General features: G+C 70.8%; 19 protein-coding genes. 10 read left to right on the top strand and 9 right to left on the bottom strand.

Annotated features, from left to right (window positions below):
* Window positions 1–2: 2 nt before the first annotated feature.
* From ABZ896_RS19175 to ABZ896_RS19160, 4 genes are all read right to left on the bottom strand, one after another.
* On the bottom strand, window positions 3–1,040 hold the full coding sequence (locus ABZ896_RS19175; protein WP_360929896.1) for an iron-siderophore ABC transporter substrate-binding protein: 1,038 nt from the start codon (window positions 1,038–1,040) through the stop codon (window positions 3–5).
* Window positions 1,041–1,072: 32 nt separating this feature from the next.
* Complete coding sequence (locus tag ABZ896_RS19170) at window positions 1,073–1,888, bottom strand: ABC transporter ATP-binding protein (protein WP_360929893.1); 816 nt, start codon at window positions 1,886–1,888, stop codon at window positions 1,073–1,075.
* A 116-nt stretch (window positions 1,889–2,004) separates the two neighbouring features.
* On the bottom strand, window positions 2,005–3,018 hold the full coding sequence (locus tag ABZ896_RS19165) for an iron ABC transporter permease (protein ID WP_360929890.1): 1,014 nt from the start codon (window positions 3,016–3,018) through the stop codon (window positions 2,005–2,007).
* On the bottom strand, window positions 3,015–4,007 hold the full coding sequence (locus ABZ896_RS19160) for an iron ABC transporter permease (RefSeq protein WP_360929941.1): 993 nt from the start codon (window positions 4,005–4,007) through the stop codon (window positions 3,015–3,017). Before ABZ896_RS19160 ends, ABZ896_RS19165 begins: the two co-directional genes overlap by 4 nt.
* 187 nt (window positions 4,008–4,194) lie before the next feature.
* On the opposite strand from ABZ896_RS19160, the gene ABZ896_RS19155 reads away from it, so the two are divergent.
* Window positions 4,195–5,019 (top strand): (2Fe-2S)-binding protein, encoded by an 825-nt coding sequence (locus ABZ896_RS19155; protein WP_360929887.1) that lies wholly within the window; start codon window positions 4,195–4,197, stop codon window positions 5,017–5,019.
* On the opposite strand, the gene ABZ896_RS19150 is transcribed toward ABZ896_RS19155, so the two are convergent.
* A complete protein-coding gene (locus ABZ896_RS19150; protein WP_360929884.1) occupies window positions 5,016–5,408 on the bottom strand; it encodes a cupin domain-containing protein in 393 nt (130 codons plus the stop codon). The two genes, ABZ896_RS19155 and ABZ896_RS19150, sit on opposite strands and share 4 nt — an antisense overlap.
* A 30-nt stretch (window positions 5,409–5,438) precedes the next feature.
* A complete protein-coding gene (locus tag ABZ896_RS19145; protein WP_360929881.1) occupies window positions 5,439–5,762 on the bottom strand; it encodes a carboxymuconolactone decarboxylase family protein in 324 nt (107 codons plus the stop codon).
* A 165-nt stretch (window positions 5,763–5,927) separates the two neighbouring features.
* On the opposite strand from ABZ896_RS19145, the gene ABZ896_RS19140 reads away from it, so the two are divergent.
* The 3 genes from ABZ896_RS19140 (at window position 5,928) to ABZ896_RS19130 (ending at window position 8,919) form a co-directional block, all read left to right on the top strand.
* Complete coding sequence (locus tag ABZ896_RS19140; protein WP_360929878.1) at window positions 5,928–6,818, top strand: helix-turn-helix transcriptional regulator; 891 nt, start codon at window positions 5,928–5,930, stop codon at window positions 6,816–6,818.
* Between the two features lie 44 nt (window positions 6,819–6,862).
* Window positions 6,863–7,867 carry an aldo/keto reductase gene (locus ABZ896_RS19135; protein ID WP_360929875.1) on the top strand — a complete coding sequence of 335 codons (1,005 nt, stop codon included), beginning with the start codon at window positions 6,863–6,865 and terminating at the stop codon, window positions 7,865–7,867.
* A gap of 173 nt (window positions 7,868–8,040) precedes the next feature.
* Entirely contained in the window at window positions 8,041–8,919 is an 879-nt protein-coding gene (locus ABZ896_RS19130) for an amidohydrolase family protein (protein ID WP_360929938.1), read from the top strand.
* A gap of 45 nt (window positions 8,920–8,964) precedes the next feature.
* On the opposite strand, the gene ABZ896_RS19125 is transcribed toward ABZ896_RS19130, so the two are convergent.
* A complete protein-coding gene (locus tag ABZ896_RS19125; protein ID WP_360929872.1) occupies window positions 8,965–10,182 on the bottom strand; it encodes an MFS transporter in 1,218 nt (405 codons plus the stop codon).
* Window positions 10,183–10,316: 134 nt separating this feature from the next.
* Between ABZ896_RS19125 and ABZ896_RS19120 the strand changes: the two genes are divergently transcribed.
* Window positions 10,317–11,222, top strand: coding sequence for a helix-turn-helix transcriptional regulator (locus tag ABZ896_RS19120; protein WP_360929869.1), 906 nt, complete (start codon window positions 10,317–10,319; stop codon window positions 11,220–11,222).
* On the opposite strand, the gene ABZ896_RS19115 is transcribed toward ABZ896_RS19120, so the two are convergent.
* Window positions 11,155–11,472: a hypothetical protein gene (locus tag ABZ896_RS19115; RefSeq protein ID WP_360929866.1), complete on the bottom strand. Its 318-nt coding sequence runs from the start codon at window positions 11,470–11,472 to the stop codon at window positions 11,155–11,157. The genes ABZ896_RS19120 and ABZ896_RS19115 overlap by 68 nt on opposite strands.
* Complete coding sequence (locus tag ABZ896_RS19110) at window positions 11,384–11,731, bottom strand: hypothetical protein (protein ID WP_360929863.1); 348 nt, start codon at window positions 11,729–11,731, stop codon at window positions 11,384–11,386. The genes ABZ896_RS19115 and ABZ896_RS19110 overlap by 89 nt, the downstream gene beginning before the upstream one ends.
* A gap of 180 nt (window positions 11,732–11,911) precedes the next feature.
* On the opposite strand from ABZ896_RS19110, the gene ABZ896_RS19105 reads away from it, so the two are divergent.
* From ABZ896_RS19105 to ABZ896_RS19085, 5 genes are all read left to right on the top strand, one after another.
* Entirely contained in the window at window positions 11,912–12,376 is a 465-nt protein-coding gene (locus ABZ896_RS19105) for an NADAR family protein (RefSeq protein ID WP_360929860.1), read from the top strand.
* A gap of 19 nt (window positions 12,377–12,395) precedes the next feature.
* Complete coding sequence (locus ABZ896_RS19100) at window positions 12,396–13,250, top strand: YwqG family protein (protein ID WP_360929857.1); 855 nt, start codon at window positions 12,396–12,398, stop codon at window positions 13,248–13,250.
* A 137-nt stretch (window positions 13,251–13,387) separates the two neighbouring features.
* The gene (locus ABZ896_RS19095; protein WP_360929854.1) at window positions 13,388–13,954 is read left to right on the top strand and encodes a dihydrofolate reductase family protein; all 567 of its coding nucleotides are present in this window, start codon (window positions 13,388–13,390) and stop codon (window positions 13,952–13,954) included.
* A 312-nt stretch (window positions 13,955–14,266) separates the two neighbouring features.
* Window positions 14,267–15,310 carry an alcohol dehydrogenase catalytic domain-containing protein gene (locus ABZ896_RS19090; RefSeq protein ID WP_360929851.1) on the top strand — a complete coding sequence of 348 codons (1,044 nt, stop codon included), beginning with the start codon at window positions 14,267–14,269 and terminating at the stop codon, window positions 15,308–15,310.
* A 50-nt stretch (window positions 15,311–15,360) separates the two neighbouring features.
* Window positions 15,361–16,005: a (2Fe-2S)-binding protein gene (locus tag ABZ896_RS19085; RefSeq protein WP_360929848.1), complete on the top strand. Its 645-nt coding sequence runs from the start codon at window positions 15,361–15,363 to the stop codon at window positions 16,003–16,005.
* The last annotated feature ends 2 nt before the right edge of the window (window positions 16,006–16,007 follow it).

Raw genomic sequence — 16,007 nt, 5'->3', positions numbered from 1 at the left:
AGTTACTGCCGGGGGAGCGCCACGCCGGTGGCCTTCGCCACGTCGGCGAGCATCTGCTCGGCGGCCTGGACCCCGATGCCGGACATCCAGGTCTCGTCGGGGACGGTGAAGACCTTGCCGTCCTTGACGGCGGGGAGGGACTTCCAGACCGGGTTGGAGGTGACCTGCTTCTCCTGGGTCTTGTCCGGGGTGTCGGCGGTGGTGACGAAGATCAGGTCGGCGTTGGCCCGGTCGATCTCCTCCGGGCTGACGTCCTTCATGGTGAGCGTCGGGTCGTTCGAGACCTGCGAGGCGGGCCGCTTCAGGCCGATGTCGTTGAGGACCACACCGCTGTAGGAGTTGGACTGGTACAGCCGGCTCGGACCGGCGATGAAGCGGACCACGGACGCCGTCGGCATGGTGCCGCCGTCCTTCTTCCTGATCGCCTCACCGAGCGCCTTGGCCCGCGTCTCGTACTCCTTGAGCTTGGCCGCGGCCTCCTTCTCCAGACCGAGTGCCTGGGCGTGCACCTTGAGGTTCTGCTTCCAGACACCGCCGGTGGTCTCGGTGAACACGGTCGGGGCTATCGCGCTGAGCTTGTCGTAGACGGCCTCGTGGCGGACTTTGGAGGAGAGGATCAGATCGGGCTTGAGCGAGGCGATCTTCTCCAGGTTGGGCTCCAGGAGCGGGCCGACGTCCGCCGTACCGCTCAACTCGCCCTTCAGGTACGTCGGGAAGCCGCCCTCGGTCTTGAAGTGCGGGGCGACCGCGCCGACCGGGTCGATGCCGAGCAGCGTGACGTCGTCCAGCTCGCCGGTGTCGAGCACGACGACCCGCTTGGGCTTCGACGGGATCTTCACGTCCCCCATCACGGTCTTGAGGGTGCGGGGGAAGCCGGTCGCGTCGGCGGCGGACTTCGCGGTCGTCGAGGTGTCGGAGGAGTCCTCGCTGCCGCAGGCCACGAGGACGGTCGTACCGAGGAGGACGGCGAGCAGGACCGAGAGGAGTCTCTTGAATCCGGTGAATCCGGTGGTTCCGGGCAGGGGTGAGCGCTTGAACATGGGGGGTTGGTCTTTCTTGGGTAGGGAGTGGTTCAGGCGGACGCGGCCTTGTGCCGCACCGCACTGCTTTTCGGGACGACCAGCGGGGTGCCGGTCTCCGGGTCGGGAATCACCCGGCAGTTCACGTCGAACACGGACCTGACCAGCTCCGCGTCGAGGACGTCGGCCGGGGCGCCCGCGGCGGCCAGCCGGCCGTCCTTGAGGACCACCATGTGGTCCGCGTACCGGGCGGCCTGTCCGAGGTCGTGCAGCACCATCACCACGGTGCGGCCCGCCTCGGCGTGCAGGGCGGCCACCAGGTCGAGCACGTCGAGCTGGTGGCGCAGATCCAGGAAGGTGGTGGGCTCGTCGAGCAGGAGCAGCTCGGTGTCCTGCGCCAACGCCAGGGCGATCCAGGCGCGTTGACGCTGGCCCCCGGAGAGCCGGTCGACTGGCTGGTCGCGCAGGGCGGCGGTGCCGGTGCGCTCCAGAGCCTCGTCGACCGCCTTCTGGTCGGCCGCCGACCATGGGCTGAGCAGCCGCTGGTGCGGATACCGGCCGAGCCGTACGAGCGCCTCCACGGTGATCGCCTCGGGCGTGACCGGCTGCTGCGGCAGCAGGCCCATCCTGAGGGCCAGCGCGCGGGCGGACATCCGGTGGATGTCGGCGCCGTCGAGCGTGACGCTGCCCGCGGCCGGGGCGAGCAGGCGGCTCAGCCCTCGCAACAGAGTCGACTTCCCACAGGCGTTGGGGCCGACGATCGCGGTGACCGCGCCGCCGGGCAGCGTGAGATCGAGCCCGCCGACGACGAGCCAGTCGCCGTAGCGCAGATCGAGGGACCGGGTGGACAGCTGGTTGGGCGTGGACACCCGGGGCTCCTCTGCGGGGGGCTGCGGCGATGCCGTCCGGTTTTCTACGGGGGACCACGGCGGTGCCGCCCGCTCTTCTACGAGGGGCTGCGGCTCTGCCGGCTTCTCTGGGGCGGTCATGCGTGACTCCTGCGGACGGGCGAGCTCTGGCGGAACATCAGGACCAGCAGCCAGGGCGCGCCGAGCGTGGCGGTGACCGCGCCGACGGGCAGCCCCTCGACCGGCAGCAGATGCTGCACGACCAGGTCGGAGGCGAGCAGCAGTACCGCGCCGGTGAGCGAGGCGAGCGCCAGGGACGCGGCGGTCGGCGGCCCCGTCAGGAAGCGCACGATGTGCGGCACGGCGAGCGCCACGAACGTCACCGGACCGGCGAGCGCGGCGGCCAGCGACGCCAACACCACGGCGATGAGCAGGAGTTGCAGACGTGCTGTGGAGGTCCGCAGTCCCAGCGCGCCCGCCGAGTCGTCGCCCAGGTCGAGCACCGCGAGCCTGCGGTGCAGGACGAGGGCGACGGTGAGCACGAGGACCATGGCGCCGCCCGCTCCCCACACCTGGGTCCAAGTACGGCTGTACACCGAGCCGGTGGTCCACTGGAGCGCCGAACCGGCCAGCTCCGCGGGGAAGCGCACGATCATCAGGTTCACGGCCGCCGCGAGTCCCGCCTGGACGGCGAGCCCGGTCAGCACCAGCCGGGTCACGGCCAGCCCCGAGCGCCAGGCGAAGACGCCGAGCAGGAGCGCGGCGAGCAGCCCGCCGGCCAGCGCGCCGACCGGGATCAGGGTCTGCGAGGCCCCGGCGGCGATCAGGGCCACCGCACCCAGCGAGGCGCCGCCGGTGACGCCCATGACGTCGGGGGAGGCGAGCGGATTGCGGAACAGCCGCTGCAACACGCACCCGGCCGCGCCCAGCCCGGCACCGGCGACGATCGCCGCCACCGACCGGGGCGCCCGGAACTGCTGGACCACCAGCACGTCCCCCGGGTCCCCGAGCCCGACGAGCGCCCGCAGCGCGGTGGTCGCGGGGATGCGCATCTCCCCGGTCGTCAGGGAGACGGTGAGCAGTACGAACAGGGCCGCGACCCCGATGCCCGCGTACAGCAGCGTTTTCCTGCGGCCGGTGGCGTACGTCATCGGGCCACCTTCCGGGCCAGCAGGGCGAGCAGGGGCGCGCCGAGGAACGCGGTCACGATCCCGACCTCCAGCTCCGAGGGGCGGATCACCATCCGGCCGAGCACATCGGCCGACAGCAGCAGGAGCGGACCGGCGATCAGGCAACCGGGCACCAGCAGCCGGTGGTCGTTGCCGAGCAGCGGCCGTACGAGATGGGGTGCGGCGAGCCCGATGAAGGCGATCGGACCGGCGACGGCGACCGCCGACCCGGCGAGCAGGACCACCGCGATGCCGCCCGCGAGCCGGATCCGCGCCACCGGGACGCCGAGCGACTGCGCCGAATCGTCGCCCAGGGCAAGGGCGTTGAGGGCGGGGGAGAGGGCGAGGGCGATGACCAGGCCCAGTACCAGCGTCGGCAACACCGGCCACAGGACGCCGAATTCACGGCCCGCCAGCGATCCGGCGAGCCAGAAGCGGGCCTCGTCGAGGGTGCGCTGGTTGAGCAGCATCACCGCCGAGGTCCAGGAGAGCAGGACGAGTTGGAGCACCGTCCCGCCGAGCGCCAGCCGCACCGGGTCGATGTCCCCGGCCCGGCGGGCCAGCGCCTGGGCGAAGAGGGCGGCGCCCGCCGCCCCGGCGAACGCGAACCAGACGTACTGGGCCGGGCTGTCGAGCTTCAGCGCGTAGATCGCGACGACGACCGCGAAACCGGCGCCCGCGTTGATGCCGAGGGTGGTCGGCGAGGCGAGCGGGTTGCGGGTGATTGCCTGCGCAACGACACCGGCGACACCGAGCGCCGCGCCCACGGCCAGGCCGATGACCGTACGCGGCAGCCGCAGCCCGGTCACCACGAGCGCGTCACGTCCGTGGGCGTCGCCGAACAGCGCGTCGGTCACCGTGGACAGAGGTACCGAACGCGCGCCGAGGGCGAGGCTCAGGGCGGCGCAGAGCGCGAGGGCGCCGAGGCCGACGAGGAAGAGGGGCAGGTGCCGGAAGGCAGGCGAGGGCATACCTGTGGCAGGAGCGCCCTGTGGGGTCGCAGTCACGAGCCGTGAGCTTAGGTTAGCCTTCCTTTAGATTTCAACCTTCCGTGTGGATGCTTTGACATGGGGATACCTTGATCGCTCGCACTCCATCTTAGAGGTAAGGTGAGGCTTACCTATCCACTTCTCTGTGGAATGTCTGTGCGGGAGAGCCATGTCCCTGACTCTGAAGACCGAGCCGGTCGACGCGGTCGCCCGTGCCCTCGGTGACGTCTACCGGCGGTTGACGGACGTCTGTGAGGCGCTGACCGTCCGGATCGCGGAGCCGGGGAAGGTGGGAAGGGGCGTGACGGCGGCCGAACTGGCGGCGGACCGGGATGCGCTGGACGCCTTCGTCGAGGCGTCGGCGGTCCGGATTCGCGATCGCTACGGCGTCCAGGTGCGTCCGGATGTCGCCGCCTCACGTGCCCTGCACGACTACGCCTGGACGATCGGGGTCCTGATGGGCGGCCCGTGGTACCTGGAGCGACGCGTCCCCCGCATCCACCCCGAGGACCTCCGTCTGGACCTCGCGTCGGCGACGTACACGATCACGCCCGGAACGTCACTCGCCTGCCTGCCCGACGACTCGCTGGCCGCCCGCCCCGATGTACTGACACTCCCTCAGGAAGGGCTGCTGTGCGCGCAGTTGCGCATGGCGGTGGCCGACCACATGCGCCCGTTGCTGGCCGCGATCGCCCCTGTGGCCCGCCGTCGCTCCCGGGCGCTGTGGGGCATGGTCGGCGACGACCTGGTCTCCGGGATCTGGTATATGGGCCGCATGCTGGGCGAGGAGGCGAAGGCGGTGAGTGCGGCGACGGAGGTCCTCCCGGTCGCGGTCCCGCCGTACCCGGACGGCGCGTCCTTCCGGGAGCTGGAGGGCGGCCACCCGACCCGGACCCGCACGGGCTGCTGCATGTTCTACGCGATCCGCCCGCAGGAGGCGTGCGTGACCTGCCCGCGCACAGGTGATACCGAGCGTCTGAGGAGACTCTCCTAGACGGTCGGCGGGCCGCCGTACTCGGCGTCGGTGACGTGTTCGAGCCAGTCGACCTCGTCGGTCTCCCACAGGGCGATGTGCGTCATGAAGTGGTCCGGGGCGGCGCCGTGCCAGTGCTCCTCGCCCGGCGGCGTCCAGATCACGTCGCCCGGACGGGCCCGGAGGATCTCGCCGCCGCGGGACTGGACCAGGGCGATTCCCTCGACGATGTAGAGGGTCTGGCCCAGGCCGTGGCTGTGCCAGGCGGTCCGCGCGCCGGGTGCGAAGCGCACCGCGTTCGCCCGGGCACGGGAGGGTTCCTCACCGCGGTAGATGACGTCCGCCCACGCGTCTCCGGTGAACCACTGGGCGGGGAGCTTGATCGTGGGCGGCTTGTCCAACAATTCCATGGGTGGAGCCTTCTTGTGTAGGTGGCGTGGTCAGGTGGCGGTCCGCTCGTCGGCGATCCGCTGGAGCTGGGTGATCGCGGTCATCGCGTTGGGCCAGCCGGCGTAGAAGGCGAGGTGCGTGATCGCTTCGGACAGTTCCTCCACGCTCAGCCCGTTCTCCAGCGCCGTGCGCAGGTGGTAGCCGAGTTGCTCTCCGCGGTACAGCGCGGCGAGCACGCTCACGGTGACCAGGCTGCGGTCCCGCGGGGAGAGCCCGGGCCGTTCCCAGACGTCACCGAAGAGGACCTCGTCGGTGACCTCGACGAGCTTGGGCGCGATGCCGGCCAGCTCCTGGGGTGCGGACTGTTTCGCCATGGGACGACTCCTTCGCTGACGCACGGTGTGTGACCCGGGCGGCCCGGGAGCCGCGGCAGCGGCCACCACCGAGGGAACCGCAGGTCCCGCGCGTGCGGAAGGCACGGCTGTTCCAGGTACTGACAGAGCCCCCCTCGTCCGCGACGGCCCGCCTAGCCTGGAGGCGTGAGTACCCAGAGCGACATCCGCGAGTTCCTGGCCTCCCGCCGCGCCAGGATCACCCCGCGGCAGGCCGGGCTGCCCGCGTACGGCGGCAACCGGCGCGTGCCCGGGCTGCGCCGTGAGGAAGTCGCGATGCTCGCCGGCGTCAGCGTCGACTACTACGTCCGCCTCGAACGCGGCCACCTCGCCGGAGCCTCCGAGGAAGTCCTCGACGCCGTCGCGGGGGCCTTGCAATTGGACGAGGCCGAACGCGCCCACCTCTACGACCTGGCCCGGGCCGTCGCCCGACGTCCCGCCCGCCGCACCAAACGCACCCGCGGCCCGATCCCGCAGAGCGTCCTGCGCGTCCTCGACTCCATGACCGGCTCCCCGGCCTTCGTCCGCAACGGCCGCCTCGACATCCTCGCCGTCAACCGCCTCGGCCGTGCCCTGTACTCTCCGCTGTTCACCGAGGGCGCGCCGCGCCCGGTCAACATCGCCCGCTTCCAGTTCCTGGACCCGCACGGCCGGGACTTCTTCCCCGACTGGGAGCAGTCCGTGCACACGACCGTCTCCTTGCTGCGCACCGAGGCCGGACGGGCTCCCGGTGACAGCGACCTGACCGAGCTGATCGGCGAACTCGTCACCCGCAGCGAGGAGTTCCGCACCGTGTGGGCCAAGCACAACGTGCGCCTGCACCACACCGGCCGCAAAGGCTTCCGGCACCCGGTCGTCGGTGAGATCACCCTCGACTTCGACGCCATGGAGCTGCCCGCGCAGCCCGGCCTGACCCTGACCGCCTATAGCGCCGAACCTCATACCCCGGCCCACGACGCACTACAGCTGCTGGCCGCCTGGGCCGCCACCGAAGACGCCTCCACGACCGCGGATCCGGACCGCACCGGCAGCCGCTGAACCGTCCCCCCGCCGGACCTCGATCACCGCAAGGAGCCACCACCATGCACACCCGCATCCTCGGCCAGGGCGGCCAGGGCGGCCAGGGCCTCGAAGTCTCGGCCATCGGCCTCGGCTGCATGGGCATGTCCCAGAGCTACGGCCCCAATCCCGGCACCCGGCAGGACATGATCGCCGTGATCCGGGGCGCCGTCGACCGCGGCATCACCTTCTTCGACACCGCCGAGGTCTACGGCCCCTACGTCAACGAGGAACTCGTGGGCGAAGCACTCGCCCCCGTGCGCGACCAGGTCGTCGTCGCGACCAAGTTCGGCTGGCGCATCGAAGACGGCAAGTCCGTCGGTCTCGACAGCCGGCCGGAGCAGATCAAGCGGGTGGCCGACGCCTCGCTGCGCCGGCTGCGCACGGACACGATCGACCTCTTCTACCAGCACCGGGTGGACCCCGACGTGCCGATCGAGGAGGTCGCGGGCGCCGTCGCGGAGCTCGTACAGGCAGGCAAGGTGCGGCACTTCGGCCTGTCGGAGGCGGGGGCCGCGACGATCCGCCGTGCGCACGCCGTCCACCCCGTCACGGCCGTACAGAGCGAGTACTCCCTGTGGACCCGGGACCCCGAACCCGAAGTCCTGCCCACGCTCGCCGAACTCGGCATCGGATTCGTACCGTTCAGCCCGCTCGGCAAGGGCTTCCTCACCGGCACCGTCGACACCACGACCGCGTTCACCGAGGGCGACATCCGTACGACCATCCCCCGGTTCGACCAGGACAACCTCGCCGCCAACCAGGCACTGATCGACCACGTCACCGTCCTGGCCCGCGCGAAGAACGCCACGCCCGGTCAGGTGGCCCTGGCCTGGCTGCTCGCCCAGCACCCGTCGATCGTGCCGATTCCCGGCACGCGCCGCATCGCACGGGTGGAGGAGAACGCCGCCGCCACCCAACTCGCCCTGTCCGCCGACGAGCTGGCGGACCTGGACGCGCTGGCCACCCGCATCGGCGTCCGCGGCAACCGCTACAACGAGGTCCACATGAGCCTGGTCGGCAAGTAGCAAGGGGCCCGCGCGGGCCGGGAGCGGTGGCTGCGGTGACGGATTCCTCACGCAGCCAGGCGGACGGGGGTGGACGCGCTCCCTCGCCAGGGCTGATCGTGGGAGGCGTGAACGATCACCGTGAGGAACCCGTCAGCCGCACGAGTTCGCGAGCCGCGACGAGTGATGTGACCTTGGAAGCGGAGGCCGGTGAGATCCGCCGGTTCCGGGAACGGCTCGGTCTGCCCGGACTGGTCGACGTCCACACGCACTTCATGCCCGAGCGCGTCCTGCACAAGGTCTGGGAGTACTTCGACCGGCAGGGGTCGCTGACCGGTGGCCTGGCGTGGCCGATCAGCTACCGACAGGAGGAGGCGGAACGGGCCGCTGTGCTACGGCAGTTCGGCGTCCTGGCATTCACCTCGATGCTCTACCCGCACAAGCCCGGCATGGCCCGGTGGCTGAACGGCTGGGCCGCCGACTTCGCCCACCGCACCCCCGACTGCCTGCACACCGCCACCCTCTACCCCGAGCCGGGCGTCGAGTCGTACGTGCGCGAGGCCGTCGAAGCGGGCGCGCGCGTGTTCAAGGCGCATGTGCAGGTCGGCGCGTACGATCCGGCCGACGAACTCCTGCAGCAGGCCTGGGGGTTGCTGGCCGAGGCCGGGATCCCCGTGGTGATCCACTGCGGCTCCGGGCCCGCGCCCGGCAAGCACACCGGCCCCGAGCCGGTCGAACGGGTGCTGGCACGCCATCCGAGGCTGCGGCTGATCGTCGCGCACCTGGGGATGCCCGAGTACGAGGAGTTCCTGGGCATCGCCGAGCGGTACGGGCAGGTCCGGCTGGACACCACCATGGCGTTCACCGACTTCACCGAGGGGTTCATGCCGTTCCCGCGCCACGCCCTGCCCCGGCTCGCCGCGCTCGGCGATCGCATCCTGCTCGGCTCCGACTTCCCCAACATCCCTTATCCGTACGTCCATCAGCTGCACGCCCTGGAGCGGCTCGGCCTCGGTCCGGACTGGCTGCGAGCCGTGTGCCACGGCAACGCGACGACGCTGTTCGGACTGTGACGCAGGGCCCCCTTCAGAGGGCACCGGACGTGTCGCCGTACACCCTCAACGGCGTGTGCGGGCGAGGGCGATCGTGGGGATGAGCGTGAGCGCGGCGATGCCGGTCCCGACCATCGCGGGCCCGGTGGAGCCGAGTGACGAGTCGAGGGCGAGTCCGGCGACCCAGGAGCCGGCCGCGGTGCCGAGGTTGAACGCCGAGATGGTGAGGGCGGAGCCCAGGGTGGGTGCCCTGCCCGCGAAGCGGACGGCGAGGGCGATCAGCACCGGGTTGGCACCGAGCCCGAAGAAGCCCAGCAGAGCGATCAGCACGACCGTGGGCGCCGCGAAGCCGGAGAACAGGCAGATCGCCAGCAGCAGGAGTGCGGTCAGCGCGGCTGCCGTGATCGTCGTCATGTGCGGGCGGGTGTCTCCCAGGCGGCCTCCGATGACCGAGCCGGCCAGGGCTCCGACGCCGAAGCCGACGAGGACCAGCGGCACGAGCCCGGCGGCGATACCGGCCCGGTCGGTCAGCAGCGGCGCGATGTAGGAGTACGCCGACAGCACCCCGCCGGTCGTGGTCGCGCAGGCGGCCAGCGCCAGCCACAGGCGCCCGGAGCGCAGTGCGGCCAGTTCGGTCCGGACCGACACCGTCTGCCGACCGGCGTCGTCGTGCGGGACGGTACGGGCGATGAGTGCGATGGCCGCTGCGGCGAGGGCCGCCAGCGCCCAGAACGGGCCGCGCCAGCCGACGAGTTGACCGGCGAACGCCCCGAGCGGCACCCCGACGACGTTGGCGAGCATCGCTCCGGCGCCCACCAGGCCCAGAGCACGTGAACGCGCGGCCGGGCCCGCGGCGCGGGTGGCGACCACGTTGGCCACCGCCCAGAACGCCCCGGTCGCCAGTGCGGTCAGGAAGCGTGCCACCAGCAGCAGGGCGAAGCCGGAGCCGACCGCGACCACGACATGTCCGACCGCGAAGACGGCCAGGGCCAGCATCAGGGTCAGGCGCCTGGGCAGCCGTAGCGTCAGCATGGCCATCAGCGGCGCACCGACGATCATCCCGACCGCGAAGACGGTGATCAACAGCCCGGTCCGGGCCACGCCGACCTGGAGGTCGTCCGCGATCTCCGGCAGTAGACCCGCCACCACGAACTCGGTCGTCCCCATCAGGAACGTGCCGAGCGCCAGCACGTGGACGACGACCGGCAACCGGGCGGGGGTCTGCTGACCCTCCTCCGCGCGTGTATCCGTGGGTGTGTCGAGGACAGGTCCTCGCGCCGTCATACGTCATCTCCGTCGGCGGTTCGATCGAGGTACGCGTCCCAGGAGACCGGGTTCCTCGGGCCCGAGGAAGGTCGGGTTTATGGGGGGTACAAGCTCGACCTCCCTCAGTGGCGACCGATGGCTACCGTGGAGGCATGGACGAGCGATCCGACAACCGTGCCGAGATCCGGGACTTCCTCGCCAGCCGCCGCGCCAAGATCACCCCGGAGGACGTCGGGCTGCCCACCAGCGGCAGGCGCCGCGTCCCGGGACTGCGACGTGAGGAAGTCGCGGTTCTCGCGGGTGTGAGTACCGAGTGGTACACGAGGCTGGAGAAGGGCCACATCAGCGGGGTGTCCGAGGACGTCGTCGAAGCGGTCGCCAAGGCCCTCCAACTCGACGAGGACGAACGCACCTACCTCTTCGACCTCGCCCGCGCCGCCAGGCCGGCCGGCCGTAAGCCGGCACGCCGTAAGGACGTGCCCGTACCGCCCCGGATCCAGTGGATGCTCGACTCGATGACCCTGTCCGGCGCGTTCGTACGCAACGGTCGTCAGGACATCGTCGCCGCAAACCCGCTGGCCCGAGCCCTGCACAAGCCGATCTTCGACAGCGATACCACCGACAGGCACGGGCGCCCCAACATCGCGCGCTACATCTTCCTCGACCCCGGCTCCCGGCACTTCTTCGTCGACTGGGACCAGGCCGCCCGTATCACCGCCGCACTTCTACGCGCGGAAGCCGGACGCGAGCCCCATGACCGGGCCCTGCGTGACCTCATCGGTGAACTGTCCACGCTCAGCACAGAGTTCCGCACCGTGTGGGCCGCCCACGACGTCCGCATCCGTCACGACGGCGCCAAGCGGCTACGGCATCCCGATGCCGGTCCCCTGGACCTGACGTACCAGTCCCTGGACCTCCCGATCGCCAACCGGGTGCTCCACGGCCTGGTCATCTACACCGCCGAACCGGGCACGCCCTCCGAGGACCGCCTCAAACTGCTCGCCAGCTGGGAAGCCACCCGCCGCGAGGCGGCAGAACCCACCCGCGATCCGAGCTGATCCGGGTGGACAGGGGCAGCAGCAGGGACTGGTAGGTCAGTTCCAAGGGACCGACCTCGGGGTGCCGGAACTTCTTGACGCCGTAGTGACGGACGCGGACGTCGTGAGCGGCCCGCAGGGCACGGAATTCCGGACTGAGCGTGGACAGGTCGCCGATGAGGTCACGCAGGGCCCGGTCGTGGGGCTCGCGTCCGGCTTCCGCGCGCAGCAGCGCGGCTGTGGTGCCGGCCCCGCTTGTTGGTGGTGGCACTGTCGAACAGCGGCGAGAACAGCGCTCGGGCCAGCGGGTTCTCGGCGACGACGTCCTGGCGACCGTTCTGTACGGACGCCGAGGCCATCGTCATGGAGTCGAGCATCCAGTGCACGCGGGGCGGGACCGGGACGTCCTTGCGGCGGGTGGGTGCGCGGTGGGCAGGTCTGGCGGCGCGGGCGAGGTCGAAGAGGTAGGTGCGTTCGTCCTCGTCGAGCTGGAGGGCCTTGGCGACCGCTTCGACGACGTCCTCGGACACCCCGCTGATATGACCCTTCTCCAGCCTGGTGTACCACTCGGTACTCAGTGCGGCCTCTGCGCGGTGGCTGCCGCGGGACGATATCGATGGCGTCGATCGGCAGGTCCGTGATTGGCTCGCCGGCATCGGCTGAGCGCGCGCACGGCCGGCGGACACGGGCAGGTCGGGAGTGAGGTTGTCATGACGGTCTACTTCTACGGTGCCGACGAGGTCCCGTACGGATGCTTCTCGAACTTCTCCGATCACGGCTTCGACCTCGACGGGCTGTGGTGGCCCACCTCGGAGCACTACTTCCAGGCACAGAAGTTCGCAGGCACCCGTCACGCCGAGCTCGTCCGACGCGCTCGCACCCCACTGCGGGCGGCGGAACTGGGCCGTGAGTCCTCCAGACCGCTGCGGCGGGACTGGGAGCGGGTCAAGGACGACGTGATGCGGCGCGCGGTGGCGACCAAGTTCCGTACGCACGCCGACATCCAGGAGATCCTGCTCTCCACCGGCGACGAGGAGATCGTCGAGGACACCACCACCGACCATTACTGGGGTCGCGGCAGGACCGGGACCGGCAAGAACATGCTCGGCAAGATCCTGATGCGTACGCGAGGCCGACTCCGCGCGGAACTCGCCGAAAGCCTCAGCGCCGACTGAGTCGGAAATGATGGATGCCATGACTGACGGGCCGTACTCCCGACTTGCCGCCGAGCATCTTCCCGACGATCTCGCTCAGCGCTGGACAGCACTCCTGCACCCGTGCGTACGTCTACGCCGAGCCGAAGCTGATGAGCAGGTCGTGGCCGTCCTCGGCGGGGCCCCGGAGCTTCCGGCCGGAGTCGCCTGGCCCGAGTGGCCCGGATACGGCCCCTTGTGCTTCGTCGCTTCCGTGCGGTGTGCCGCGCTGCCCCGAGACGGACTGGTCGAGGAGTTTCCCCGGGACGGAACCCTGCTCTTCTTCTACTTCGACGGCCAGGCGGACGAAGACGCCTTCGTGTCCGTCGACGACCCCGAGACCCGGGCCGGGGCCCAGGTGCTGTACGTCCCGGAGAACACCCCGGTCCTGCCGGCGGACACGCCCCCCGTTCTGGAGGCGTTCCCGAGGGTGGAACTCGGTGCGGACGCAGAGCAAAGCGCCCCGGACCTGTGGCTGCCCCAGGCCCGGCGAGCGCTGCTCGGCGACAGCCGGCAGTGGCCCCGCCCCCGTGACACTCCCGCCGAGCTCAAACCGTTCCTCCGCGGCTTCGGGCGGCTCCGCACCCGGATCGACCACCAGATCGGCGGCCATGCGGTGCCGGTCCAGGGCCCGGTGGAGTACGAGATCGCGAACGCGGTGCTCGGCGGCATGTACGAGTGGGGCGACGAACCGTTGGATCGGGAAGCCGAACGTTGGGTGCTGCTCGCCCAGTTCGGCAGCGACAGCGAGGCGAAGATGACCTGGGCCGAAGAGGGCGCCCTCTACTGGCTCATCCGCTCCGAAGACCTCACCGCCCACCGATTCGACCAGGCCCGACTGACGATGCAGAGCTAGGGCCTGTCTGGTGCCGTGAACAGTGGTCGGGGCATGAGGATCACCCCGGGTACCGAACGGGCCCGGAGCGCGCACCGATGAGTTTTCGACGCCGCGCCGGTCCCTACGCCGAACACCCACGGACGGAAGGCCTGCCCATGCGGAAACTGATCTACGGCATGAACCTGACCCTGGACGGCTACATCGCCGCGGCCGGCGACGACATCGGCTGGGGCGGACCGCCGAGCGACGAGCTGTTCCAGTGGTGGCTCGACCAGGAGAAGGCGAGTGACCTGACGCTGTACGGGCGCAAGCTGTGGGAGACGATGAGCTCCCACTGGCCGACCGGCGACCAGCAGCCGGGCGCCACCCCGGCGGAGATCGAGTTCGCACGGAACTGGCGGGACACGCCGAAGGTGGTGTTCTCCTCGACGATCGACAAGGTCGACTGGAACACCCGCCTGGTCACCGGTGACGCGATCGCCGAGATCGCCCGGCTCAAGGCCGAGGACGGCGGCCCGATGAGCATCGGCGGCGCGACGCTCGCCGGGGCGGCCATGCGCGCCGGGCTGATCGACGAGTACGTGATCGCCACCCACCCGGTCCTGACCGGCGGTGGCACGCCGTTCTTCAGCGCGCTGGACGGCTGGGTGAGGCTGAGCCTGCTGGAGACGCGGACGTTTCCCGACGGGGTGCTCGTCACCAGGTACGAGACGCGGCGCTGAGCGGCAGCGCCCGACGGGGTGAGCGTGATGGGGTGACAGCCCCGCGGGGGCAGCGTGGTGGTCGGCGGCCGATGACCCGGCGCGCGAGACGTTCGGCGCGAGCTTCGGCCGCCCCTTTGGGGGGTTGACGTTATACCCCCCATAAACACGACCTTCCTCCGCTGCGGCGAGGGCGGTTGTGTGGGGTCGACCGCATGCCGGCACGCCGGATCGAAGACCCGTGCACCGGGTCGCGGGCAGACCCGCCCCTCCTCTACGGCGGCCGAGAGCGGGCAAGCACCCGGATCACGTACCACCATCGGAGAACACATCATGCGCGCAACCCTCATGTACGGCGCCGGTGACGTCCGCGTCGAGAACGTCCCGGACTCCGTCGTCAAGCACCCCACCGACGCGCTGGTCCGCATCACCGCCTCCTGCATCTGCGGCAGCGACCTGTGGCCGTACGCCTCGATGACGTCGGAGGGCGGCCCGGCGCGGATGGGGCACGAGTTCCTCGGCGTCGTCGAGGACACCGGCTCCGAGGTCACCACCGTCACGCGGGGCGACCTGGTCGTCGCCCCCTTCGCCATCTCGGACAACACCTGCGCGTTCTGCCGCGAGGGCCTGCACACCTCCTGCGCCCACGCCCAGGCCGACTTCTGGGACGGGGTGCCCGACGAGGGCGGTCAGGCCGAAGCGGTCCGGGTCCCGCTCGCCGACGGCACCCTCGTCAAGCTCCCGGTCGCCGCGGACTCCGCCCTGATCCCGTCCCTGCTGACGCTGTCGGACGTGTTCGGCACCGGCTACCACGCGGCCGTGGCGGGCGGTGTCAGCGAGCGCACCAGCGTCACGGTGATCGGCGACGGGGCCGTCGGCCTGCTGGGCGTGCTGTCGGCCAGGCGTCTGGGCGCCGAGCAGATCATCCTGATGGGCCGTCACCAGGCGCGCACCGACCTCGGCCGGGAGTTCGGCGCCACCGACGTGGTCTCCGCACGGGGCGAGGAAGGCATCGCCCAGGTGCGGGAACTGACCGGCGGACACGGCACGCACGTGGTCCTGGAGTGCGTCGGCAACCTGCCCGCCTACGAGCAGTCCGTCGGCGTCGTCCGACCGGGCGGTGTCATCAGCCGGGTCGGCGTCCCGCAGTACGAGGAGGCCCCGATCGGCTTCGGCAGCCTCTTCCGCCACAACATCCGGCTGGCCGGTGGCCCCGCGCCGGTGCGCGCCTACATCGAGGAACTGCTGCCCGAGATCCTCAGCGGAGCCATCGAGCCCGGCAGGGTCTTCGACGTCACCACCGGCCTCGACGGTGTCCCGGGCGGCTACCAGGCCATGGCCGACCGCAAGAGCCTCAAGGTCCTCGTCAACAGCTGATCACCCCTCCTCCCTGCCGCCGAGCCGCCCCGTCACGCGAAGGAGCACCTGTGTCCACTGACTCCGTGTCCGCCGTACCGCCCCCCACCGAACCGGACGCGTCCCCCTCGGCGCCCACCCGGCGGACCTTCATCGCCACCACGACCGCGGTCGGTGGCGTGGCCGTCGCGGGCGGGGTGATCGGCGGGTCCGTCCTGGCCGGTTCGCAGGACGCGGCGGCCGCCGTGGCGTCGCCGTCCAGCCGGGTGTCCCTGACGGTGAACGGCGCCCGGCGGACCGTGACGGTGGACAATCGCACCTCGCTGCTGGACCTGCTGCGTGAGCACCTCGACCTGACCGGTTCGAAGAAGGGGTGCAACGCGGGTGCGTGTGGGGCGTGCACGGTGCTGGTCGATGGGCGGCGGGTGAACTCCTGTCTGACGCTGGCGGTTCGGCTCGAAGGTGCGGAGGTCACCACGATCGAGGGTCTGGCCGAGGGGGATCAACTGCACCCGTTGCAGCAGGCGTTCATCGACGAGGACGCCTTCCAGTGCGGTTATTGCACGCCGGGGCAGATCATGTCTGGGGTCGGTTGCATCCAGGAGGGCCACACGGGTTCCCCGGAGGAGATCCGGGAGTGGATGAGCGGCAACATCTGCCGGTGCGGTTGCTACGTAAAGATCGTGCGCGCGGTCGAACAGACGGCGGGGAAGTGAAC

The organism is Streptomyces sp. NPDC047072 (genome assembly GCF_040643855.1).
Lineage (GTDB): Bacteria > Actinomycetota > Actinomycetes > Streptomycetales > Streptomycetaceae > Streptomyces.
Note: the sequence above shows the minus strand (reverse complement) of the source record. Positions and strands in the feature narration are given on the sequence as shown.